The sequence below is a fragment of the Roseovarius autotrophicus genome (genome assembly GCF_018069895.1).
GTDB lineage: Bacteria > Pseudomonadota > Alphaproteobacteria > Rhodobacterales > Rhodobacteraceae > Roseovarius > Roseovarius autotrophicus.
Genome location: NZ_JAGQDH010000005.1, coordinates 1 through 23,512 on the forward strand (window position 1 = coordinate 1; position 23,512 = coordinate 23,512).

At 64.4% G+C, this 23,512-nt stretch carries 24 protein-coding genes and 1 tRNA gene; 9 read left to right on the top strand and 16 right to left on the bottom strand.

The window, feature by feature from the left end; translation table 11 throughout:
* Positions 1–219: 219 nt before the first annotated feature.
* Together KAK09_RS07435 and cueR are read left to right on the top strand one after the other, a co-directional pair.
* Positions 220–2,691, top strand: a complete 2,472-nt coding sequence (locus tag KAK09_RS07435) for a heavy metal translocating P-type ATPase (RefSeq protein WP_210878303.1) — start codon at positions 220–222, stop codon at positions 2,689–2,691.
* On the top strand, positions 2,688–3,074 hold the full coding sequence (gene cueR / locus KAK09_RS07440) for a Cu(I)-responsive transcriptional regulator (protein ID WP_210878304.1): 387 nt from the start codon (positions 2,688–2,690) through the stop codon (positions 3,072–3,074). The genes KAK09_RS07435 and cueR overlap by 4 nt, the downstream gene beginning before the upstream one ends.
* 44 nt (positions 3,075–3,118) lie before the next feature.
* Here the strand turns inward: cueR and KAK09_RS07445 are convergent, their stop codons facing one another.
* On the bottom strand, positions 3,119–3,301 hold the full coding sequence (locus tag KAK09_RS07445) for a hypothetical protein (RefSeq protein ID WP_210878305.1): 183 nt from the start codon (positions 3,299–3,301) through the stop codon (positions 3,119–3,121).
* Positions 3,302–3,431: 130 nt separating this feature from the next.
* Here KAK09_RS07445 and KAK09_RS07450 point away from each other — a divergent pair, with 130 nt between their 5' ends.
* Complete coding sequence (locus tag KAK09_RS07450; protein WP_210878306.1) at positions 3,432–3,782, top strand: helix-hairpin-helix domain-containing protein; 351 nt, start codon at positions 3,432–3,434, stop codon at positions 3,780–3,782.
* Positions 3,783–3,784: 2 nt separating this feature from the next.
* Here the strand turns inward: KAK09_RS07450 and ggt are convergent, their stop codons facing one another.
* The 3 genes from ggt to KAK09_RS07465 form a co-directional block, all read right to left on the bottom strand.
* Entirely contained in the window at positions 3,785–5,554 is a 1,770-nt protein-coding gene (gene ggt, locus KAK09_RS07455; RefSeq protein ID WP_210878307.1) for a gamma-glutamyltransferase, read from the bottom strand.
* A gap of 99 nt (positions 5,555–5,653) precedes the next feature.
* Positions 5,654–6,805 carry a THUMP domain-containing class I SAM-dependent RNA methyltransferase gene (locus KAK09_RS07460; protein ID WP_247651122.1) on the bottom strand — a complete coding sequence of 384 codons (1,152 nt, stop codon included), beginning with the start codon at positions 6,803–6,805 and terminating at the stop codon, positions 5,654–5,656.
* Entirely contained in the window at positions 6,759–7,745 is a 987-nt protein-coding gene (locus KAK09_RS07465; RefSeq protein WP_210878308.1) for a 2-hydroxyacid dehydrogenase, read from the bottom strand. Before KAK09_RS07465 ends, KAK09_RS07460 begins: the two co-directional genes overlap by 47 nt.
* Before the next feature lie 109 nt (positions 7,746–7,854).
* Here KAK09_RS07465 and KAK09_RS07470 point away from each other — a divergent pair, with 109 nt between their 5' ends.
* The 5 genes from KAK09_RS07470 to cobT all read left to right on the top strand — a co-directional run bounded on the left by KAK09_RS07470 (position 7,855) and on the right by cobT (position 12,526).
* Positions 7,855–8,346 carry an SH3 domain-containing protein gene (locus KAK09_RS07470; protein ID WP_210878309.1) on the top strand — a complete coding sequence of 164 codons (492 nt, stop codon included), beginning with the start codon at positions 7,855–7,857 and terminating at the stop codon, positions 8,344–8,346.
* A gap of 80 nt (positions 8,347–8,426) precedes the next feature.
* Positions 8,427–8,501: transfer RNA gene (locus tag KAK09_RS07475), tRNA-Gln, on the top strand.
* Between the two features lie 459 nt (positions 8,502–8,960).
* Positions 8,961–9,206, top strand: a complete 246-nt coding sequence (locus KAK09_RS07480; protein WP_210878310.1) for a hypothetical protein — start codon at positions 8,961–8,963, stop codon at positions 9,204–9,206.
* Between the two features lie 227 nt (positions 9,207–9,433).
* Positions 9,434–10,600, top strand: coding sequence for an acetylornithine deacetylase (gene argE / locus KAK09_RS07485; protein WP_210878311.1), 1,167 nt, complete (start codon positions 9,434–9,436; stop codon positions 10,598–10,600).
* Between the two features lie 51 nt (positions 10,601–10,651).
* Positions 10,652–12,526: a cobaltochelatase subunit CobT gene (gene cobT, locus KAK09_RS07490; RefSeq protein ID WP_210878312.1), complete on the top strand. Its 1,875-nt coding sequence runs from the start codon at positions 10,652–10,654 to the stop codon at positions 12,524–12,526.
* 3 nt (positions 12,527–12,529) lie between these two features.
* On the opposite strand, the gene KAK09_RS07495 is transcribed toward cobT, so the two are convergent.
* From KAK09_RS07495 to KAK09_RS07540, 10 genes are all read right to left on the bottom strand, one after another.
* Positions 12,530–13,492, bottom strand: coding sequence for a 2-hydroxyacid dehydrogenase (locus KAK09_RS07495; protein WP_210878313.1), 963 nt, complete (start codon positions 13,490–13,492; stop codon positions 12,530–12,532).
* A 3-nt stretch (positions 13,493–13,495) separates the two neighbouring features.
* Entirely contained in the window at positions 13,496–13,654 is a 159-nt protein-coding gene (locus KAK09_RS07500; RefSeq protein ID WP_210878314.1) for a hypothetical protein, read from the bottom strand.
* A 15-nt stretch (positions 13,655–13,669) separates the two neighbouring features.
* On the bottom strand, positions 13,670–15,004 hold the full coding sequence (locus KAK09_RS07505; RefSeq protein ID WP_210878315.1) for an amidase: 1,335 nt from the start codon (positions 15,002–15,004) through the stop codon (positions 13,670–13,672).
* On the bottom strand, positions 14,994–16,412 hold the full coding sequence (locus tag KAK09_RS07510) for a TRAP transporter large permease (protein WP_210878316.1): 1,419 nt from the start codon (positions 16,410–16,412) through the stop codon (positions 14,994–14,996). The genes KAK09_RS07505 and KAK09_RS07510 overlap by 11 nt, the downstream gene beginning before the upstream one ends.
* A complete protein-coding gene (locus tag KAK09_RS07515) occupies positions 16,409–16,993 on the bottom strand; it encodes a TRAP transporter small permease subunit (RefSeq protein ID WP_210878317.1) in 585 nt (194 codons plus the stop codon). Before KAK09_RS07515 ends, KAK09_RS07510 begins: the two co-directional genes overlap by 4 nt.
* Positions 16,994–17,075: 82 nt before the next feature.
* Entirely contained in the window at positions 17,076–18,206 is a 1,131-nt protein-coding gene (locus KAK09_RS07520) for a TRAP transporter substrate-binding protein (protein ID WP_210878318.1), read from the bottom strand.
* A gap of 176 nt (positions 18,207–18,382) precedes the next feature.
* The gene (locus KAK09_RS07525; protein ID WP_210878319.1) at positions 18,383–18,709 is read right to left on the bottom strand and encodes a VanZ family protein; all 327 of its coding nucleotides are present in this window, start codon (positions 18,707–18,709) and stop codon (positions 18,383–18,385) included.
* 51 nt (positions 18,710–18,760) lie between these two features.
* Positions 18,761–19,168: a universal stress protein gene (locus KAK09_RS07530; protein ID WP_210878320.1), complete on the bottom strand. Its 408-nt coding sequence runs from the start codon at positions 19,166–19,168 to the stop codon at positions 18,761–18,763.
* A 67-nt stretch (positions 19,169–19,235) separates the two neighbouring features.
* Positions 19,236–19,523: a DUF5665 domain-containing protein gene (locus KAK09_RS07535; RefSeq protein WP_210878321.1), complete on the bottom strand. Its 288-nt coding sequence runs from the start codon at positions 19,521–19,523 to the stop codon at positions 19,236–19,238.
* Entirely contained in the window at positions 19,523–19,840 is a 318-nt protein-coding gene (locus KAK09_RS07540; RefSeq protein ID WP_210878322.1) for an antibiotic biosynthesis monooxygenase family protein, read from the bottom strand. Before KAK09_RS07540 ends, KAK09_RS07535 begins: the two co-directional genes overlap by 1 nt.
* Positions 19,841–19,950: 110 nt before the next feature.
* Here KAK09_RS07540 and KAK09_RS07545 point away from each other — a divergent pair, with 110 nt between their 5' ends.
* Positions 19,951–20,604 (top strand): hypothetical protein, encoded by a 654-nt coding sequence (locus KAK09_RS07545; protein WP_210878323.1) that lies wholly within the window; start codon positions 19,951–19,953, stop codon positions 20,602–20,604.
* Between the two features lie 4 nt (positions 20,605–20,608).
* Here the strand turns inward: KAK09_RS07545 and KAK09_RS07550 are convergent, their stop codons facing one another.
* A complete protein-coding gene (locus KAK09_RS07550) occupies positions 20,609–22,900 on the bottom strand; it encodes a glycosyl hydrolase family 28-related protein (RefSeq protein ID WP_210878324.1) in 2,292 nt (763 codons plus the stop codon).
* Positions 22,901–22,972: 72 nt separating this feature from the next.
* Positions 22,973–23,395 carry a DUF4864 domain-containing protein gene (locus KAK09_RS07555; RefSeq protein ID WP_210878325.1) on the bottom strand — a complete coding sequence of 141 codons (423 nt, stop codon included), beginning with the start codon at positions 23,393–23,395 and terminating at the stop codon, positions 22,973–22,975.
* Positions 23,396–23,512: the final 117 nt, after the last annotated feature.

A 23,512-nucleotide genomic window follows, 5' to 3' on the forward strand; every position in this document is an offset into this window, starting at 1 on the left:
CACAATCCCCAGACCCAACCAACCGCGCCTCAGCGCCGCCGGTGAAGGCGTATTTACGGGCGACCCCCAAAAGTCGCAAGAGCTTTTTTTCGCTTTCGTCACTTTTTCTGCATGTAAGCGGATTTTCTTTTGTTCTGGCGTGGTTTTCGCAGCGCACCGCTTGACCTTCCGGTAGCTGGAAGGACCATCTGTGGTCTCGTCTGGCAACGAGGTATCATCATGACAGCGGCGCGAACGATCAGAATCGATGTGCAGGGTCTCAGTTGCGCGGGCTGCGCGGGGCGGGCCGAGCGGGCGTTGGCCGGGGTCGAGGGGCTGCACGATGTTTCGGTCAACTTTGCCAATGGCGAGGCGCGTATGGTAGTGGATGGGGCGCGCGCCACCGCCATCGCCTCGGCGTTGCACGCAGCCAATTATCCGGCGCGCGAGGAAAGCGTCACGCTTTCCATATCGGGGCTCAGTTGTGCCTCCTGCGTCGGACGGGCCGAAGCAGCGCTTATGGCGCAGCCCTCGGTGCTGGAGGCAAGCGTCAATCTTGCGACGGAGACCGCTCAGGTGCGATTCCTGCCCGGTAGCACGGATGCCTCCACGCTCGCGCGCGCTCTGACCGAAGCGGGCTATCCCGCAAGCCTGCCCGCTGGCCCACAGGAGACGCAGGCCGAGGATCAGGCCGAGCGCCGCGCCAAGGAGATCGCGCACACGCGGAGCCTTGTCTGGATTTCGGGCGCCCTGACGCTGCCGGTCTTTCTGCTGGAGATGGGCAGCCACATCATTCCGGGCATGCATGATCTGATCATGCGCACCATCGGGATGCAGGTTTCCTGGATCTTGCAGTTTGCGCTGACGACACTGATTCTGGCCTGGCCGGGGCGACGGTTCTTTCGCATCGGCCTGCCGGCGCTCTGGCGGGGTGCGCCCGACATGAACAGCCTCGTCGCCCTCGGCACGGCGGCGGCGTGGCTCTTTTCAGTTGCCGCCCTGTTCCTGCCCGGCCTTCTGCCCGAGGCGGCGCGAGCAGTCTATTTCGAAGCCGCCGCCGTGATCGTGACGCTGATTCTCGTAGGGCGTTGGCTCGAGGCGCGCGCCAAGGGCCGAACCGGGGCGGCCATCGAACGGTTGATCGGGCTGCAGCCGGCCACCGCGCGAGTCGAGCGTGACGGCGAACTCCGCGAGGTGGCGATCGACGCGATTGCCCCCGGCGATCTGGTCCATGTGCGCCCGGGCGAGAGGATCGCGGTCGATGGCGAGGTGACGAGCGGCCAGTCGCATGTGGACGAATCGATGATCACTGGCGAACCGGTGCCCGTGGCAAAGTCCGCCGGGGCAGGCGTGGTGGGCGGCACAATCAACGGCAGCGGCGCGCTTGTTTTTCGGGCCACCGCCGTCGGCCACGACACGGTGCTGGCGCGAATCATCGACATGGTGGCCGAGGCGCAGGGCGCCAAACTGCCGGTGCAGGCGCTGGCAGACCGTGTAGTGCGGGTCTTTGTGCCCATCGTGATCGCCATTTCGCTGGCCGCCGTGGCCTTCTGGCTGGCCTTCGGCCCCGCACCAGTGCTGAGTTACGCGCTGGTGGCCGGGGTGTCGGTGCTGATCATCGCCTGCCCCTGCGCGATGGGGCTTGCCACGCCCACCTCGATCATGGTCGGCACAGGGCGCGCGGCGGAGATCGGCGTGCTGTTCCGCAAGGGAGAGGCGCTGCAGCGCCTCGACGAGGTGCGCGTGGTGGCCTTCGACAAGACCGGCACGCTGACCGAGGGCAAGCCCGTGGTCACGCGAATCGCCACAGCCCCCGGATTTGATGAGGACGAAATTCTCGCCATCGCCGCCGCGGCGCAGGAGCGGTCCGAGCATCCCATCGCCCGCGCCATAGGGAACGAATCGGCGAGGCGCGGCCTTTCGCTACCAGATGTCACGGCCTTCGAGGCGGTGCCGGGATTCGGCATCCTTGCGACGGTCGAAGGGCGACAAATCATCATCGGTGCGCCCCGGCTGATGGTGCGCGAAGGGGTGGCGACCGAATCGCTCGATCCCGTAGCCGATGAATTGGCACAGGACGGCCACTCTGCCATCCATGTCGCCATTGACGGCGCGCTGGCCGCCGTGCTTGGCGTGGCCGACGCCCCCAGACCCACCAGCCGTGCCACCATCGCGGCGCTGCACTCGAAAGGGCTGATCGTGGCCATGGTCACCGGCGACAGCGAAACCACCGCCCGCGCCATTGCCCGCGATCTTGGTATCGACCATGTCGTGGCCGAAGTTCTGCCAGAGGGCAAGGTCGCTGCGGTCACCGCGCTTCGAGACCGCTTCGGCCCGCTTGCCTTTGTCGGCGACGGAATCAACGACGCCCCGGCTCTTGCCGAGGCCGAGGTCGGCATCGCCATGGGCACGGGCACGGATGTGGCGATCGAGGCCGCCGATGTGGTCCTCATGTCGGGCGATCCGCGCGGTGTGATGAACGCGCTTGATCTTTCGGCGCGCACCCTGCGCAACATCCGGCAGAACCTGTTCTGGGCCTTCGCCTACAACACGGCCCTGATCCCGGTGGCGGCGGGGGTGCTCTATCCGGTCACGGGGCACATGCTTTCGCCTGTGCTGGCGGCGGGTGCGATGGCCCTCTCATCCGTTTTCGTTCTCAGCAACGCGCTCAGGCTTCGCGGCCTGCGCCCGGCCATGGAGATTGCCAGATGAATATTTCAGATGTCGCCCGCGAAACCGGCCTGCCCGCCAAGACGATCCGCTATTACGAAGAAATCAATCTGATCAAACCGCTGCGCGACACCAATGGCTACCGCCTGTTCCGCGTCTCGGACGTGCACAAACTGGCCTTTCTGGGGCGGGCACGCGCGCTCGGCTTCTCAATCGAGGATTGCCGCAGGCTTCTGGCGCTTTACGAGGATCAGGACCGCGCCAGCGCCGATGTCAAGCAACTCGCCGAAGAGCATCTGGCGCAGATCGACGAGAAGATCGCGCAACTGCGCTCAATGCAGGAAACGCTGCGCCACCTGGTTCGCGAATGCGCAGGCGACAGCCGACCCGACTGCCCGATCCTGCGAGATCTGGCGAATGGTTGATTTGTAACACAATGTATATACAAACGATATTATTTGCCTTACGGTTACCCCCAGGAGGGCATCCCGTGGCCGAAGCCGGACGACGCCGAAAGCAGACCAAGGACAGCCAACTCGTGATCCGCATCCCCAAGGCGGACCGAGATGCGTTCGTCGATCTCTGCGATGCGCTTGACACAAGCGCCGCGCGCGAAATCCGGCGCTTCATCCGAGAGTTCACCGAAGCCCATTGGGTGTCCCCTGGGGAAGTGCCGCCAGCCATCGTCGGCGCGGCGGGATCCGAAAAGAAGTCAAGGAAGAAAAAGGCCAAACGCGCAGGCAAGTCCTGATGCGCCCGGCCCCCAGTTCAGGACAGACCGCATGAGCACACTCGAAGACATCGGCGGCATCGGCCCCGCCCTGCGCCGCGCGCTGGAAGACCTTGGAATAAGCGATCCGGCGGCCCTTGCCGCGGCGGATGCGGCAACGCTCACACAGGTGCGCGGCATCAGCCCGGAGCGCGCCGCGCGTTTCATCGCCGAGGCACAAACCTTTGTCTCGCCCTCTGTGGCGACAGCCCCTGACGCCGCCCCTGCGAAAGCAAAGGGCAAGACCAAGAACAGCAAGAAGGACAGGGCCGGCAAGAAAGGCAAGGCCGACAAGGACGGAAAGAAGAACAAGAAGAAAGACAAGGACAGAAAGGCCCGGAGTGGCAAGAAGAAAAAAGGCTGAGCCTACTCGCCGTAGGCAAGCCCCTCGCGGCGCGGATCGGCCCCTCCTTGCAGGTGAGAGCCGATTGAGATGACGTGCAGGCCCGAGGCAAGATCACGGATGTCCACCTCATAGCCCAACGCCCGCAGCCCCGGCGCGAGTTGGGACACGCCTTCTTCCAAGTCATAGATGCCGAACCGATTGACCAGATGCGGCAGGTCCACCGCGGTCTGCGGGTCCATCCCCCAATCGACCATGGCAATGATGGTTTTCGCCACGAAGGGGATGATCCGACTGCCTCCCGGACTGCCGAGGATCATCACCGGCGCGCCATCGCGCCGCAGGATCGTCGGCGCCATCGAGGAACGCGGCCTTTTCCCCGGCGCGACCGAATTGGCGATGGGACGGCCGTCCTGGTGGCTGGCGAAGGAAAAATCGGTGAGTTGATTGTTGAGCAGGAAGCCCCGCACCATGAGCCGCGATCCGAACCCGTTTTCGATGCTCGACGTCATGGCGAGCGCATTACCATAGGCATCGACCATCGAGACATGCGAGGTCGCGGGTCGCGCAAGAGTCCGCTCGGCCCCCCAATTCAGGGCATGATCGAAAGAGGGCGTGCCCGATGTGACCTCGGGCAACGCGTCATCGCCCTGCAGGAGCACCGCTCTCGCCACGAGATAGTCGGGCGCGAGCAAACCCTTGACCGGCACCGGCACGAAATCGCTGTCGGCGATAAAGCGCCCCCGGTCGGCAAAGGCGAGACGCGTAGCGTCGCCAATCAGCCGCCAGACGTCAGAATTGTCAGACCCGAGCGCCGCCAGATCGTATTGCTCCAGAAGGCCGAGAATCTGCCCCACTCCGACGCCACCCGACGATGGCGGCCCCATGCCGCAGACTTCATGACCGCGATAGGGCACACAGACCGGCGCACGCTCTCGCACCTGATAGATGGCAAGATCCGTCCCCGTCAAAAGTCCCGGATTGCCCTCTGCACCCTGCACCCGCACAACGATATCGGCAGCGATCCTGCCTGTGTAGAAGGGCCGCACCCCCTCTCGGGCGAAGATGCGCAGCGTTTCGGCATAGGCTGGGTTGCTCAGGACGGTGCCCGCCTGCAAGGGACGCCCCCTGGGCAGGAAATAGGCGCGCGTCTCGGGATGGCGTGCAAGGCGGGCGGCGTCGCGCGCGACGAGTTGGGCCAGCCGCGGGCTGACCGGAAACCCCTCACCCGCGAGCCCGATCGCGTCGTCGAACAGCCCCGCCCAATCTGCGCGACCCCATCGCCCATGCGCCTCGGCCAGGAGCGCGGGCACACCCGGCACACCGACCGCGCGCCCGCCCATCACCGCCTCGAAGAACTCAAGCGGTTGACCCGCCTCATCGAGAAAGAGCCTGGGCGTCGCCGCGAGCGGCGCGGTCTCGCGCCCGTCGAGGGTGGTAAGCTCGCCCGTCGCCCCGTCATGCCAGACAAGAAAGGCCCCGCCGCCCAACCCCGAGCTTTGCGGCTCCACCAGGCCGAGCACCACCTGCACCGCCACAAGCGCATCCGCCGCCGTCCCGCCCGCGCGCAGCACCCGCGCCCCGGCCTCGACCGCGAGAGGGTGCGCGGCGGCGATCATCCAGTTATCCGCCTCGAACGCTCGCCCCTCCGCCTTGGCCTGCGCCGCAGCGGCAAGCGAGGGGGGCACCTGCACACCCCCTGCCCCGCGCCCCTCGGGCGCGATCGCATCGGTCGCCTGCTGTGCCATCAGCGGCGCGGCAAGGAACGCCAGAACAAGCAGCAACGCGCGCATTCATCGACTCCTTAGGTTCCTGTCCGTCACTCTATCCGAGGTCGGGTTAACACCCCGTTACCGCCATCCGGACATTACCGAAAACTCTCCACAATCGCTTCAGAGCGGGCCGGTGCGCCAGAGCGTCACCTTGAGCCCACCATGCGCCACCGGCGGCCCCGGTGGCAAGAACGGCAAGCCGGTCGCCTTGGCCAGCCCGCCATCGCTTGTCACCAGCCCCACGCGCCAGCCGCGCATCTCGCGCCGGAGCACCTCGCCAAGGCTGCCGTAAAGGCCGAAAAGCAGTTTGCGCTCACCGATGCGCGCGCCATAGGGCGGGTTGACCATGACAAGACCGGGCGGACCGTCGGGGCGCACAAGCGCCGAAACCGGCTGACAGGCAAAATGCGTGAACGCGGCCACGCCTGCGCGTTCGGCATTGGCCATTGCCATGCGCACGGCGCCTGCGTCCCGGTCATACCCGTGGAACATGACGGAAACCGGCTTGGGCGCGATATCGCCTTTCATCGCCTGCCACGCGCCCGTGTCGAATCCCGCCAACTCCTCGAAGCCAAAGCGCCGGTCACGACCCGGCAGAAGCCCCGCTGCCATCTCGGCCGCCTCGATCGGAAAGGTGCCCGAACCACACATCGGATCGAGCACCGGCTCGCTCCCGTCGAAGCCGCATTGCCACAGGAAAAGCGCGGCCAGCGTCTCGCGCAGGGGGGCCTTGCCGACGGCCTCCTTGTGGCCGCGCCGGTGCAGCGGCTCGCCGGACGTATCGACACTGAGCGACACCAGATCGTCCTCGATCCGCGCCATCACCCGGATCGCTCCCTCGCCGCCTTCCGGCGCGCCACGCGTCTCGGAAATGGCGCGGCTGATGCGCTCGGCAGCCGCCCCGGCATGATAGATTTTCGAGCGCCGACAGGTGACCTCGACCTTCACCGGCACATCGGCGCGCAGCACCGCAGCCCAGTCGAACTTGCGCGCCCGCTTGTCAAGCTGCGCAAGATGAAAGGCGCGAAATTCACCGATGCGGGCCAGCACACGGTTCGCGCCGCGGACCGCGAGATTGGCGCGCCACACCTCGGGCCAGCCACCGGTGAAGGTCACGCCTCCCGGCACCGCAATCACCGACGCAAAGCCAAGAGCGCGGGCCTCCTCTGCCAGAGCCGCCTCCAGCCCCGGCGCAGTCGCAAGGAAAATCTCGAAGGCCACCCGTTTACAGCATCGCCGGGACGACCAGATCGGGCGGGCGATGACCATCATCGAAAGTCTTGATGTTGATGATCACCTTTTCGCCCATCTCAAGCCGCCCCTCGACCGTGGCCGAGCCCATATGCGGCAACAGCACCACGTTCTTGAGATCCCGCAGGCGCGGGTTGATCTCGGCCCCACGCTCGTAAACGTCGAGCCCCGCACCGGCGATCTCTCCGGCGCGAAGCATCCGGGTCAGCGCGTTCTCGTCGATCACCTCGCCGCGCGAGGTGTTCACGATCACCGCGTCGGGCTTCATCAGCTTGAGCCGCCGCGCGTTCATCAAGTGAAAGGTCGAAGGTGTATGTGGGCAGTTGACGCTGATCACATCCATCCGCGCAACCATCTGATCAAGGCTCTCCCACCAGGTCGCACAGAGCGCTTCCTCGATCTCGGGGCGCAAACGGCGACGGTTGTGGTAATGCACCTGCATCCCGAAGGCCGCCGCGCGCCGCGCCACCGCCTGCCCGATCCGGCCCATCCCGAGAATGCCAAGCCGCCGCCCCGCGATCCGCCCCCCAAGAAAGGCCGTCGGCGACCAGCCGCGCCAGTCGCCCGACTGCATCACCGCCAGCCCCTCGGGCAGACGGCGCGTAACGGCAAGGATCAGCGCCATGGTCATGTCGGCAGTGTCGTCGGTCAGCACACCGGGGGTATTGGAGACGAGGATGCCGCGCTGCCGGGCTGTTTCCACGTCGATGTGATCCACGCCCGCACCGTAATTGGCGATCAGACGCAGCCGCTCTCCGGCCTGCCCGACAAGGCCCGCGTCAATCCGGTCGGTGATGACCGGCACCAGCACATCCGACTCGCGCAACGCAGCGGCAAGCTCGTCACGGTTCATCGGCGTATCATCCTCGCGCAGACGCACATCGAACAGTTCCTGCATCCGGCGTTCAACCGGCTCCGGCAAGCGTCGCGTCACGACAACACTCAGGCGTTGAGATGGCATGAAGCCCCTCCTCTGGCTTTTCTTTTCCGCGCGTTGCTGCCAGAGTGGCGCAGGAACGAGCGGGGCACAAGAACCCTTTGCAGGCACTGACGGAAATCGGAGAGAAGCGATGCGGCGTCTGGCACTGACCCTTATCGTGATGGCGCTCTGGCCGCTGATGGTGGCGGCGGAGGAACGCGGGCCGGTGACTGGCCTGCCATTGCCGCGCTATGTCTCGCTCAAGGCGTCCGAGGCCAATGTGCGGCGCGGCCCGAGCCTGACTCACCGGATCGACTGGGTGTTCAAGCATCGCGACATGCCGCTGCGCATCACCGCCGAATTCGGCCACTGGCGGCGGGTCGAGGACCGCGACGGCGCGGGCGGCTGGGTGCATTACATGCTGTTGTCGGGCGTGCGCACCGTGATCGTGGAGCAGGACATGCTTGAGTTGCGGGCGCGCCCAGACCCGGCCACGATGGTCGTGGCGCGGCTGGAGGCGGGGGTGATCGCGCGTCTATCGGAATGTGGTCCCGAATGGTGCGCGCTTGCGACCGAGGGTTATCGGGGCTGGGCCCAGAAGACTGCGCTCTGGGGCGTGGAGACCGACGAGCTGGTCAACTGACCCGCCCCCGGCTCACCTGCAATTTTTTTGCGCTGCACTCTTGAACCGCGCCAGCCCCCGGAGTAATGAGCGCCTCACACTGGGGTGTAGCCAAGTGGTAAGGCAACGGTTTTTGGTACCGTGTACCGTAGGTTCGAATCCTACCACCCCAGCCAACGCTCCCTCGACCAGCCTTCTAACGCCTCGGAGACCAGAACTGGCTCTGAAATGCCCCCAGCCCTAGGGCTAGAGTTTGTCATGGCGGGACAGGGTCACGGCAGGCGAGGATCAAACCCATTCGCCATGCGCTCCCACTGAGAACATAGGTGACAATGGTTGCGGATTGCGTCGTCACGCATAATCTGCCCTGAGTGAACGGCTCCGGGTGGTCAGCGTTGGCGAAATTCAATTCATAAAGCAAGGTGTCACATGTCGAAAATCATTGGGGTTTTCAGGAACATTGTTTTCCTCGGATGGCTTAGCTTCGCACTGATGTCGACCACTATCGCTGCGGGCTTCTGGGCGATGCAGATGGCAACTACAGTCGCCACAATGAGCGCCAGGCGGTCGCGCATCGAAAGCAACTGGCGAGGGCTGTCGCGAGAACAAAGGCTAAGGCCCGGCTAAGGAGAGCCATGGTCGCCATTCCCGTTGTGGGTGCCTTGACCATCGCTTACTTTGAGGAACAAGACTTTCAGGACTGGCTGGAGGAAAACCCCGAGGGCACGCGTAAGCAATACGCCTGCAAAGTGGCCTCGCTAACCGCCGAGGTGATGGATGAAGTCTTACAGGACTTGCCCGAAAGCATTCGCCCAGCGCCTGAAACGGTGCTCCGCTACATGCCGGAGTGCAACGCGGAAATAGAACGTCTGGAGAATTAGGATGTTGCTTACGCCAATGGCGCGGCTCTGTTTCACAAATCCCGTGAGGGATTCATTTTGTGAATCCAGTGTGATAGCTGGACTGCATGAGCAAACCCATACCCCCCGCCTTGGCACATCGATGCCGTCGGGGGGCGGTCACATCATCAGAGCCGGTAACTGCACATAGTTGTATCAAGCGTCAAATGTCACTTCTGGAAAAATTGAATCTCGTAAGGGAAACGAATATGCCGGTCCACCTCTCCCCCTTCGACATCATGGCGCGGCTGGTGGCCTTTCCGACCGTCAGCCGGGACAGCAACCTGCCCTTGGTGGACTGGGTCGCGGGCTATCTTGCCGGTCACGGCATCCAAGCGCATCGCCACTATGACAAGAACGGCGAGAAGGCCGCGCTTTTCGCCCATGTCGGGCCGGAGGTGGCGGGCGGTGTCGTGCTCTCGGGGCATACCGATGTGGTGCCGGTCGATGGCCAGCCCTGGGCCAGTGATCCCTTTACCGTGGTCGAGCGGGACGGCAAATATTATGGTCGCGGCTGCTGCGACATGAAGGGGTTTGACGCGCTGGCAATCTGGGCGTTGGTCGAGGCGCATCGGCGGGGCGTTGCGCGCCCGCTGCAACTGGCGCTCAGTTACGACGAGGAGGTGGGCTGCATCGGAGCGCCGCCGATGATCGCCGCGATGCAAGGCGTGGTGCCTCGCGCCGGTCTCGCCATCATCGGGGAACCCACGACGATGCAGACGGTGACAGGCCACAAGGGGGGGCTTGGCTTTGACGTGCATGTGCAAGGCTACGAGGTGCATAGCTCGCTCATGCACCGGGGCGTCAACGCGATCATGGCCGCCGCGCCGCTGATCGACTGGGCCAACCGCATGAATGCCGAGAACCGCGCCGCCCCCTCCTCGGACCTTGCCGCCATGTTCGAGCCGCCCTGGACCACGCTTCATGTCGGCCAGATTTCGGGTGGCACGGCGCATAACATCACCGCCAAGGACTGCCGCTTCGGCATGGATTTCCGCGTCGTGCCGGGCGAGGAGCCGGAGGCATGGGGCGCGCGCTTCATCGAGCAGGTGCGCGTGGCCGAGACCGCCATGCAGGCCGTGCGCCCCGAGACGCGGATAGAGACGCGGCGGAAGTTCACCGTGCCGGGCCTGCGCCCCGAGACGGATGGCGCTGCCGAGGCGCTGATCCGCCAGATCACCGGCGACAATGCCGGCCACGTTGTCAGCTACGGCACCGAGGCAGGACAGTTCCAGGAGGCGGGCTATTCGGCGGCAATCTGCGGCCCCGGCGATATCGCGCAGGCCCATCAGCCCGATGAGTATATCACCGTTGCGCAGTTCGAGGCCGGTCACGGCTTCATGCGGGCGCTGCTGGATCGGCTCGCGGCTGGGTAGGGGCGGCGATGGCCCCTTGCCTTAGCCCTGCCCCTGCGCCATTTTCGCGTCATGACAAAGCCCAGCGACAACCCCGCCGATCCGTTCAAGAAGGCGCTCGCCAATGCCACCAAGGTGATGGCCGATGACAGCGAGCTGACGATTTCCTATTCGGTCGATCCGAGCGGGCTGTCGGGCGAGGCGATGCGCCTGCCACAGGTGAGCCGCCGCATGACGCGCGAAGAGGTTCTGCTTGCTCGCGGCACGGCGGATGCGCTGGCGCTGCGGCACAAGTTCCATGATGCGGGCGTCCACGCCCGCTATGCGCCCCCCGGAGAGATGGCACGCGAGTTATACGAGGCGATGGAAACCGCCCGCTGCGAGGCCGTGGGCGCGCGCGACATGCCCGGCACCGCCACCAATATCGACGCCAAGATAGCACAAGACGCCGCGCGCCTTGGCTATGACCGGATCACCTCGACCGCCGACGCCCCGCTGCCCGCCGCCGCCGGATACCTTATCCGCCATCTCGCCACGGGCCGCGACATGCCCGCGGGCGCACAGAACGTCATGGACCTCTGGCGCGGCTTCATCGAGGAGCAGGCGGGCGGCACGCTGGAGAAGTTGCAGGACATCCTTGCCGATCAGTCCGATTTCGCCCGTTTTGCCCGACGCATGATCGAGGATCTGGGCTATGGCGATCAGCTTGGTGAGGATCCAGACAGCACCGACGATAACCAGGAGGACGAGGCCGAGGAATCGGGCGAGGAGCAGCAGCAGGACAGCACCGGCGAGGACGATAGCGACGAGGACGAGGACGAGGCCGACCCCGAACGTTCTCAGGACGACCAGCAGGATGCGCAACAGGCGCAGGTGAGCCTTGACGAGATGGCCGATCAGGAGATGGACGAAGACGCCGAGCTGCCCGAGGGCGAGGCCCCGCTGGATCCGCCCCCGCCGCCGCCCCCATCAGAGGCCGACCCGACCTACACCGTCTATCACGCCGAGTTTGACGAGGAAATCCGCGCCGAGGATCTGGCCGATCCGGCCGAGTTGGAGCGGCTGCGCGCCTATCTCGATCAGCAGTTGGAGCCGCTCAAGGGTGCGGTGTCGCGTCTGGCAAACAAGCTGCAACGCCGCCTTCAGGCGCAGCAGAGCCGAAGCTGGGAGTTCGACCGCGAAGAGGGTATCCTTGATGCGGGCCGGCTTGCGCGCGTCGTGGCCAACCCGACCACACCGCTTTCCTTCAAGGTCGAGAAGGACACGGAGTTCCGCGATACGGTGGTGACGCTTCTCTTGGACAATTCCGGCTCGATGCGCGGGCGGCCCATCTCGATCGCCGCGATCTGTGCCGATGTTCTGGCGCGGACGCTGGAGCGGTGCAGCGTCAAGGTGGAGATCCTCGGTTTTACCACCCGCGCATGGAAGGGCGGGCAGAGCCGCGAGAAATGGCTGGCCGAGGGCCGCCCGCAACTGCCCGGTCGCCTCAACGATCTGCGCCACATCATTTACAAGGCCGCGGATGCGCCGATGCGGCGGACCCGCGACAACCTTGGCCTGATGATGAAAGAGGGGCTGCTCAAGGAAAATATCGACGGCGAGGCGCTGGAATGGGCGCACCGGCGCACGGTGACCCGCAAGGAGGCACGCAAGATCCTGATGGTGATCTCTGACGGCGCGCCAGTGGATGACAGCACGCTCTCGGTCAACCCCGCCAATTACCTTGAAAAGCACCTACGCGACGTCATCGCCATGGTCGAGCGCCGCAAACAGGTGGAATTGCTGGCCATCGGCATCGGCCATGACGTCACCCGCTATTACCAGCGTGCCGTGACCATAACCGACGCCGACCAACTGGCGGGCGCCATGACCGAACAACTGGCCGCGCTCTTCGACAGCGACCCGCGCGCGCGGGCGCGGGTGATGGGGATGCGGCGAGCCTCGTAGGGCTCAGACCAGCCGGTCGCGCGGCTCTTTGCCAGCAAAGAACGCGTCGAGGTTGTCGAGCGCGCGAAAGCCCATGGCGTCGCGCGTCGCACGGGTGGCGCTGCCGATATGGGGCAGCATGAAGATGTTTTCATGCGCCGCAAAGGCGGGGTTTCCGCCCGGTTCCACCTTGAAGCAGTCGAGACCGGCCGCGGCGACATGGCCGCTCTCTATGGCCGCAAGCAGAGCCGTCTCGTCGATGAGCGCGCCGCGCGCGGTATTGACCACCACCGCGCCCGCAGGCAGGCGCGCGATACGCGCGGCGTTGAGAAAATCCACCGTTTCTGGCGTCGCGGGACAATGCAGCGACAGGAAATCGGCCACCCCCAGCAGGCTTTCCACATCGGCGTGGAACACCGCGCCCTGTTCCGCCTCGGGCGAGAGCCGCGACCGGTTGTGATAGTGAATTTCCATACCGAAGCCGCGTGCCTTTTCAGCAAAGGCACGGCCCACCCGGCCCATGCCCACGATACCCAGCCGCGCGCCGCTCACCTGCTTGCCCACCATGAAGGACGGCGACCAGCTATCCCATTGACCCTGCCGCACCAGCCGGTCCCCGCGGACCGCGTGCCGCGCTGCGCCGAGCATAAGGAGCATGGCGATCTCGGCGGTCGCGTCCGAGAGCACGTCGGGCGTGTTGGTCACGACGATGCCGCGCGACTTGAACGCGGCAAGGTCGCAGTGATCAACGCCGACGGAATGGTTGGCCACGATCCTGAGCCGGGGATCGAGCCGCGCCACCACATCGGCGCTGAAATGCTCGGAATGGCAGGGGATCATCGCATCCACCCGCGCGCTCATGGCGATGATCTCTTCTGCCGTGCCGGGGGTGTCCTCCTCGTTCAGGATCACCTCGTAATCGCGGCGCGCGCGCGCGATTGTCGCCTCCGACAGACGGCGAGGGAGCCAGATCGCGGGCCTTGCCATGGCTCAGCTCTTGTTCTTGCTGGAGGTCACGAAATCATAAGCGGCCAGCGCCACCGTGAGCACCGTCACCAACAACAGATCGAGCGAGCCGATCTTGCTGGCGAGGATGTAGAGAAATCCCGCCAGAACGACGAAGGCAAAAAGCGCCAGTATCCGGTTCATGTTCTCATCCTTTCGTCATGCGCTGGCCTCGGAGAGCCAGGCGTGAAACCAGTTCGCCGTGCGCAGCAGCCGCGCATCGCCACCGCGGGGCCCCACGAGCTGCACGCCCATGGGCAGGCCGTTCGAGGCGGTGAAGGCGGGCACGGTCACGGCGGGGGTGCCGGTCAGCGTCCACAATCCGTTGAAGATCGCGTCGCCGGTAAAGTCCAGCCCCTCGGGCGCGGGGCCGGTGGCGGCGGGGCAGAGGATCGCGTCGCAGCGCTCGAATATCTCGCCCAGTCCCGCATAGAGCACATCCGCCCAGTCGAGCGCGGCGATATAGTCGCGCGCAAGGATGCCCTCGCCCTCTTCGATGGCGGCACGGGTGCGCTCGCCCAGCGCCTCGCGGTTTTTCGCATAGCGGTGATAATAGCGCGCCATTTCCGCAAAATTGATCCGTGCGCGCACCTCTGCCGCAGCGTCAAAGGCATTGGGCAGCGGCGCCTCGAACACCTGATCGCCCAAGGCCGCGAAAAGCTCTTCAAAGGCCGCGTGCAGCTCCGGGTGGGCCTTGTCCCATCCCGGCGGGCGCACGAAGGCCAGCACTGGCTTGACCGGAGGCGCGGAGCGTGCGACCTCGAAAAGGTGCGGCACAGGGGCGGGCGCGGTGGCGCTGTCGCCCGCGTCATGGCCCATCAGCACCTCGGCCAGAAGCGCCGCGTCAAGTGGCGAGGCAGCGAACACGCCCACCGTATCCAGCGTGGGCGACTGCATCAGCACGCCGGTGCGCGGGATCGCACCAAAGCTGGGTTTGTAGCCGGTCACGCCGCAGAAGGACGCGGGCCGGATCACCGAACCGCCCGTTTGCGTGCCGATGGCCAAGGGCACCATCCCATCCGCGACCGCCGCCGCCGAACCCGAGGAAGAGCCTCCGGGCGTGTGCGCGGGGTTGTGCGGGTTGCGCGTGTGTCCTGCCTGCATATAGGCCAGTTCAGTCGTGACCGTCTTGCCCATGATGATCGCGCCCGCCGATCTGAGCCGGGCGACGATGGCGGCATCTTCGATCGGCACGCGCCCCTTGTCGAGCAGACAGCCGTTCTCGGTCGGGATCTTCGCCGTGTCGATGATATCCTTGAGCGCGACCGGCAACCCATGCAGCGCCCCGATGGGCCGCCCCGCCTGCCGTTGCGCGTCAAGCGCCTTGGCCTGCTGACGCACAAAATCGGCGTCGAACCAGGCAAAGGCCCCGATCTCGGGCTCGCGCGCCTCGATCCTGGCGATCAGCGCGTCGGCCAGTTCGGACGCGCGCAGCGCGCCCGAGGCCAGACGATCACGCAGGACATGCGCCTCGGGAATGGTCTCAGCGGCCATACATCAACTCCGGAAGGTAGAACACGATCTGCGGAAAGACATACATGATCGCCATCGACAGGATCACGCAGGCCAGAAACGGCATGACGCCCGAAAAGATCTGCGTGAGCCGGATTTCCGGCGGCGCGATCCCCTTGAGGTAATAGGCCGACATGGCCATAGGTGGTGTCAAGAAACTCGTTTGCAGGTTGAGCGCCACAAGGATGCCGAAGAACAGCGGATCGACATCGAAGAACTGCAACAGCGGCAGGAAGATCGGCACGAAGATGATGATGATCTCGGACCATTCCAGCGGCCAGCCCAGCAGGAAGATGATGAGCTGCGCCAGAAGCAGGAACATCAGCGGGCTGAGGTTAAGGCCCTGCACGAATTCGGAAATCACATGCTCGCCGCCGAGATAGGAAAACACCGACGAAAACGTGTAGGAGCCGACAAACAGCCAGCAAACCATCGCCGTTGTGCGCACCGTGAGATAGACGCTCTCGCGCATCCGCTGCCATGTCATCGCGCGATAGGCGAAGGCAAGGAAGATGCCGCCAAGCGCCCCGATCGAGGCTGCCTCTGTGGGGGTGGCGAGACCGAACAGGATCGAGCCGAGCACCGCGAGGATGAGGAAAGCCAGCGGCACGAAGGACGAGAAGATCATCAGCGCGAGCTTGAGCATCGGGACATCGGGCACCTCTTCCTTGCTCGGTTTTGGCGCGACCGAGGGCTGGAGGATGGAGCGTCCGACGATATAGATGAGGTAAAGCCCCACCAGCGTCAGCCCCGGCAAAAGCGCCGCCGCATAGAGCCGGACGATCGAGACGCCCGAGGAGGCCGCATAGACGATCAGCATGATCGACGGCGGAATAAGAATGCCAAGCGTGCCGCCCGCGCAGATGATTCCGCTCGCAAAGGACGGATTGTAACGCGCCTTGAGCATCGCCGGCAGCGCCAGAAGCCCCATCAGCGTCACCACCGCGCCCACGATCCCCGTGGCCGTTGCGAAGAGTGCGCAGGTGATCAGCGCCGCAACGCCCATCGAACCGGGCATTCTCTTGGCCGCGATGTTGAGTGTCGAGAACAGGCGGTCTACGATATTCGCACGCTCGACGATGTAGCCCATGAACAGAAACAGCGGCACGGCGGTCAGAACCTCGTTCGACATCACCGAATATGTCTGGTTCACGAAGAGGTCGAATATTCGATTGTTGTAGAACCCCTCCAACCACAGGCGCCATTGATCCCATGTGCCCGCATCCTCACCAAGCCGGTCAAAGGCACGCCACATGCGCCGCGCGTCGTAAAAGGCGTAATAGCCAAAACCGATGCCCATAGCCATCAGCGTAAAGGCGATGGGAAAGCCCAGGAACACAAAAACGATAAACAGCCCCAGCATCATCAGGGCGACTTGCGGATCGGTCATGGATGTGCGTCCTTCTCGGCCTTCGCGGCCTGTTGCATCAGCAGGTCCTCGGTCTCGAAGACATCTTCATCGGCGGGCAGCCATTCATTGGTGCGCATCGCCAGGATGCAGCGGCAGACCTGCGCCATGCCCTGAATGAAAAGCAGTATCCCGGCGGCCGCGATCACGGCCTTGAACTGGTAGATCGGCACGCCTGCGGGACTGTTGATGGACACCTCGGTATAGGACCAGCTTTTTGCCGCGTATTTCCAGCCCGCGAGTATGAGCGCGGTCACACCCGGAAAGAAGAAGAGGAAATAGAGCACCAGGTCCACCTTGGCCTGATTGCGCGGTTGCCACAGGCGATAAAGGAAGTCACCCCGCACATGCCCGCCCCGCGACAGCGTATAGGCCCCGCCCATCATGAAGAGCGTGCCATACATGATGAAGGACACATCGAGCGCCCATGCTGTCGGACTGTTGAAGAGATAGCGCACCACCACCTCATAGCCGGTGCCCACCGCCATCAGGACGATGAGCCAGGCAAAGGCCTTGCCAAACCAGGCCGACAGATTGTCGGCGAAGCGAATGAAGCCGATCACGCGAAAGCCCCCTTTCCTCTATTGAAAGTCGGCCCCGGCGATAGCGCGCCGGGGCCTTCGTCAACTCTGGACGAAATCGCCGTCAGATCTTGAGTCGTCCGGGGAAGAAGTGATTGTAGGCCAGCGCCAGATCGGGCGCGTTCATCAACTCGAAATAGCCGACCTGCTCCACCCACGCGCGCTGGCTGTCCATCACACGCTTCATGTAATCGTCGCCGCTCAACTCGTCGATCAGCTGATCCCATGCCTTGAGCTGTGCCGCGAGAATATCCTCGGAGGTGCGATGCACCGTGACGCCGAACTCGTTCTCGATACGCTGAAGGTCGTTGGAATATTCCCTCATCGACAGCGCCGTGTTCGATGTCGAGGCGGCCTCGACGGAATATCTCAGGATCGCCTGCAGGTCTTCGTCGAGGTCATCGAAGAAGTCCTTGTTGAACAGGAATTCAAAGCTCTCCGACGCCTGATGGTAGGACGAGAGATAGTAGTGCTTGGCCACGTCAGGCGACCCGAAGCGCAGGTCCGACGAGGGGTTGTTGAACTCGAACGCGTCGATCACGCCGCGCTCCATCGCCGGCACGATTTCGCCGCCGGGAAGCTGGGCCACGCTCATGCCCATGGCTTGCAACAGGTCGGCAGCAAGGCCGACGGTGCGATACTTGAAGCCTTGCAGGTCGGCCGCGGTGTTCACCTCGCCCTTGAACCAGCCAAAGGGCTGCGCGGGCATCGGGAAGCCCATGAAGCCGTAAACTTCGAGGCCAAGGATATCCTGCGTCAGTTCCCGGTAGAGCTCTGCCCCGCCACCCTGATAGAACCAGCCAAGCATGGTATTGGCATTGCCGCCCCAGACCGGCCCGGTGCCAAAGAACGAGGCGCCCTTGTGCTTGCCATACCAGTAGACCGGCACCGTGTGAGCGGCGTCGAGAATCCCGTCGCTGACCGCATCCATCACCTGAAATGCCGCCACGACGGCACCCGCGGGCAGCAGGTCCACCTTGAGGCGGCCACCTGACATCTGCTCGACCCGGGCAATGTATTCGCGCGCGAAATCCATCCAGATGTCCGAAGCCGGCCAGGATGTCTGCATTTTCACAACGATCGGTGCCTGCGCAAGCACCGCAGGGGCCGCGAGGCCGCCCACGGCTGCGGCGGGTGCGCCGACGGCGGCGCGGCGCAGGAACGAGCGCCGGTCGAGTTTGGTCTTGTCGGTCATGATATCCTCCCAGATCTCACATATGTCGCTGTCCGGATGGTCACACACGCACTCGCCATCAGGCGATTCGGGACTGAACGACCTCCGTAACAGCGCTATCGTATCGCGGTGTTCCGCAAACACAAGCGTTCTGGTAAAGAAATTTTACCAAAGCCGCCCGATTGGCTGATTAACTGTCAGATGTTACGCCTTTTGGATAGGCGCGCGGCGGCAAAAGCCCCGGCAAAGGCCCCGAGGCCATCGGCCACAAGATCGCCCCATTCGGCGCTGCGCCCGGCAAAAGGCTGAATGAGCTCGATCGCTCCGCCATAGGCCAGCACGCCAAGCGCCACCGCCCGCCAATGCCGGGGATGGCGCCACGCCAGAGGCACGGCAATGGCCGCGAAGGCGAGAAAATGCGCCAACTTGTCCAGATGGGGAATGCCGGCCGGGCCGGCCGGGGCCGAGCTGAGCGTCAGAACCGCCACAATAAGGGCAAGAAGAATGCTTGAGACAATCGCCATGCCCCCGCGATAGTCGCTGCGGGGGCACCCTTCAACCGCGTTTTCCGCAGATCAGCGAATCACATGGACCGCGCATTGCGCGTGCCGGACCACCTTGGCGGCGGTAGAGCCAAGCAGCAGGTCCTGCATTCCGGGCCGGTGGCTGGCGATGACGATGCAATCGGGCTTGTGGCTTTCGGCCCAGTCGAGGATCGTGCGGCCCGAATGGCCCTCGACGACATGGGCGCTGGCATCGGATAGATCGGCGGCGATCTTCGCCAACTCCGCCTCGATCGCCTTGCGCGCCTCTGCCTGATACCCGGCAGGCAGGTAGGAGATGGCATAGCCAGGCACCTGCTCGACCACATGCAGAAGGCTGATATGACCACTTTCCCCGGCCAGAAGGCGGGCCACGGCCAACGCGCCGGCGCTGTCGCGCTCGGCATCGAAAGAGACGGGAACCAGAACGTGCGCATACATTGGATGATCCTTTCCTGTTCGTTTGAAAGACTATCATGCTGGCATGTCTTGCGCGCCTTGATCCAGATCACTCCTGTGAGGTGCGCATCTCGGCCGCGATCTGCGCCGCCCAATCGCCGATGATGGGCAGAAATTCGATCTGACTCAGCGACCAGACGATGAGCGACAGAAACACCGTCGCCCCCAGCACCGTGCCCAGGCCCACCGCCAGCCCGCGCGCGAAATTGAACGCCAGAAGGCGCGGCAGGCTGTTGTGGATCCGCACGAATCGGTGGCTGTTCAGAAGCGCCAACTCGGCGCGCAGTGCGCGCACCTCCTCGGCCAGCGCGTCGTCCTGCCGGGCATTCTCCACCATCAGAACACGGCCACCACATCATACATTACCGGCTCGAACCCCTTGCACAGCTCGTTGATCTGCCGGTTGCGGGTGCGCATCTCGTCGGAGCGCAGCATGGCCTGAAAATCCTCGCGCGCGCGCCATTGCGAGTAATTGGCGATCCGCGTCTGGGCGTCGTTCACATGCAGCCCCGCCGCGATGAAGCCGGGCTGTTTCGAGATCACTTGGTGATAGGCATCGTTGAGCAGGTCGAGCAGGTCCTGACAGGTGCCGGGCGTGACCTCGAAGGTCGTCAGGACGGTCTGGTGGCTGGTGTCTTGGCTGATCCGGGGCATGATGGCGTCCTCCTGCCCCCTTGATAACACCGGTCCGCGCGTCGGTAAATTCCGCGCCGCTCTTAACCGCCGGTTTACTCTTTTTAATCAAGCTCAAGGCGGAGGTAACCATGCCCGCCCGCCTGCTCGTCGCGCTTTTGCTGCTGCCTTGGTTCGCCGCCATGGTCGAGGCAGGCGCCTGGCCGCGCGAAAAAGGGCAGGTGTTCCTGTCCTTTTCCAGCCAGTTCGAAGAGCGCGACAAGACCGGCATAAATCGCCAGAGTTTCTCCTTCTACGCCGAATACGGTGCGACGGAGCGGCTGACGCTCGGGCTTGATATCAACGGTGACGCGCTGCGCATGTCCAAGGCCATCGCCTTTCTGCGCTGGTCGGTCGGACACACCGGTCGCCCGCTGAAACTGGCCCTCGAGTTGGGGGCAGGGCAGGCCGAGGACGCTGCCGCCCTGCGCCCCGGTCTATCGATTGGCCGGGGCTTCGCCCTTGGCAAGCGTCACGGCTGGCTCAATGCCGATCTGCGCGCGATCCTTGGCGGCGGCACCGCCTTCGAGACCGACCTGACCGCCGGTCTTGCCGTCATGCCCCGCACCCTTGCGGTGGTCCAGCTTCAGGCCGGTGCGCCGGGCGAGGGGCGGGACTATCTGCGCCTCGCCCCCTCTCTTGTCTACGAGATGCGCCCCGGCGCGCAGATCGAGCTTGGCCTGATCCAGCCGCTTTCAGGCGGCGGCGAGCGCGGCGTGACGCTCGGTCTCTGGCGCAGGTTCTGAGGGCTCAGCGCGCGTCGTCGATGCGCACCCGCAGGATCACCTTGCCCCTGACCGCCGAAGGCCAGACCACATGCACCTGATCCTTGCCCTGCCCCTGATTGGCCTCGAAATAGGGGCTGACATGCTGCACCGTGCCGCCCGCGTTGCGCAACGGCCCCTCTGCCACAAGCGATTCGACGGTTTGCGCCCAGGCCCCGAAAGGCAGGCGCGGGGCGGGGCTGATCACCCATGTGCTGCTCGCCGTCGCCTCCTCATGTTCCATCACCAGCGGGCTTTCGGAATGCACATCCACATTGTGAAAGCTGTTTTCGGCAAAGGTGATGTTGCGCACCCGGTCATAGTTGAGATCGGCAAAGCTCGTATCCACCGTCTCCACCCGGTCGATCGTGCCGATGGCGCGGAACGTGTTGCCGGTGACGATGAGACCGTCGAGAAAATGCCCCGGCCCATACGGCTTGACAGTAAGAAAGGTGAACCACGGCGCCATGTCGCTGGCCAGAAACATGTTACCGGTCACGCTGAGCGCGCTGAACGAGAACTCGCGCGCGAAATCCGGCGCGGCATCGTGCTCGTTGCCCCATTCGATGAAGCAGTTGTCGATATAGTTTCCGGTGATCGTGCCGCGATTGTTGGTCCGCGTCAGCACAAAACCCGCGCTGCGCAGCCCGTTTGTCGCCGAATCGCCCTGAAACACATGGTTGCCGGTGATGAGCGAGCTTGATCCGGCCATGACCGCGAAATGGCGAAAGAACGTCACCCGGTTGTCGCGGATCTTGAGGTCGTTGGCATTGGCGTTGAAGCCGATGCTGGTGCGGTCGCTCACCACGGACGCGCTCTCGTTCGAAATGAACTGGCAGCGATCGATCATCATGCCCTGATCGCCCTCGCCATGGCTGGTGATCCCGCGATCCTTCGGCCGGGTGAAGAAACAGTCGCGGAAATGGTTGGCCGAACCTTGCGGCGGCATGAGGACTGCGCTGCAATTCCCGCCGCACTGGAAATCCACCTCCGAGATCACCATGCGCGAGACATCCTGAAACCCGCTGAAGTCGAGCATGTATCTGAACCGCCGGAAGGTGTAGATCTGCGTTCCGGCGGCATCGAAAAGCGGCTGACTCAGCGTGAGCCGTCCCGCCGCGATGTTGCGGTCTGTGACATAGACCTCGCGGCCCACGCCATTGCCCTCGACCAGCGAGCCGACGGGGATATTGGCCACATTCACCACATTGTTGAGCCGCCGGGCGTTGGTGTCGGGCGCATAGGTGGCCTGCGACGTCACCACCTCGGTTTCCCAGGCAGGCGTCGGAAAGACCGAGAACTGCCCGTTCTGGATCACATGACGCTGGTTGTAAGCGGTGCGGTTGCCGACGGCGGCCTGCATGTCGATAGGCGCCCTCAGCGCAATCTTGCGCCCCGCGAGATCGAGCGTCACATGGTCGGGGTTGTTCAAAAGCGCCTGATACGCCTTCTTGAACGCCAGTTCGCTGTCGCCGAACGCGTCGATATAGGCGGGCAGATCATAGTTCCTGGTCAGCGCCAGAATCGCCGCTTCGGGCATCACCACCGTGCCCTCGAACCGGATACGACTCTGGATCGTGGTGCTCTGGCCCAGAAAGTAAGTGCCCGCAGGCACGATGATTTCCCGCCCACCCGCCGCCGTGTCGGCGGCTTCGAAAGCCGCGTGATCGTCCGTCACCCCATCGCCGATGGCCCCGAAATCGCGAACATCCACCGTGGCGATGATGTCGCGCAGAAAGAACCGGCTCACATCCTCGATCGCGATATCGTCAATACGCACCACGCCGCCCGACGGACCAGTGAGATCCAGCCCGAAATGGCCAAAGACCGCCTGCGGCCCCCAGACCATGTCCACGCCGCCGCGCTGCCCGGTGCCGACGATGGCGGTCACCTCGACCACTTCACCATAGGTGGTCAGCGTCACCTGCGGCCCGCTCACCGTCACGCCCGAAAGCGCCACGCCACCCGCGCCGCCCGCGAAACTCGCGATGCGCACATTGGGCAGGTTGCCCGCCACCGCCTTGATCCGCGCGCGGATCTGAAGGTAGCAGCCCGCCAGGATCGGCGTCTCGCCCATGAAGCGCAGGCGCTGCACGGCCTCGATCTTCTGGAGTTCCAGCGCGCCGCCGAAATCCTGATCGGCAGGGACAAAGGCGGCATTGGGGGCGCCTGCATACGTGTCCGAGCCGGGCCGTCCGTCGCCGCTCGACCATTGATCAAGCCCCGCCGCAAAGGGCTGGGGCATGAAGGTGATACCTCGGGTGATTGCCTTGTTCATCGGATCCCTTTCCAATTCCCGTATGGGCCGCGTGCCGGGGAAGGGAGTTATCAACGCGCGGTTAACGAGGGATCAGGCCACCGTCACGATGCCCCGCGCCCGGACCGTGCTCTCGGGCGCCTCGCGCAGATGCACGCCGTTGACCCTGAGCGTGCCGTTCTCTTCTATCATCTCGTAATCCGCGATCCAGCCACGCCCTGCCATGTCGCGCAGGAACACCTCCTGCCAGAGACGGCCACCGATCTCGCGCGCCTCGAGAAAGATCACCTCAGAGGGTCGCCAGACCATCGGATAGCCCTGCTCGACCATGCGGCCGAACACCTCGGGCGTGCCGAATTTCTGCTGGATCATGGGGCTTGCGAACCGATAGGCGCGGGCCAGATCGCCCACCCGGAACGCCTCGATCTGCGCTTCGATCACCGCGCGCGCACCATCGGCGCGGACGGGCAGGGCAAGGGCCAGGCTCAGCATCAGGGTCAGGACAAGGGCGCGCATCGCATCTCCTCCAATCCTTGAAATAGCCCGGCTCCTGGCCACAGCAAGGGGCCAGAACCGGGCACTCGGCGGCGCGCCCGCACCTTTGCGCATGTTTGACCTTGCCGAATACGCCGC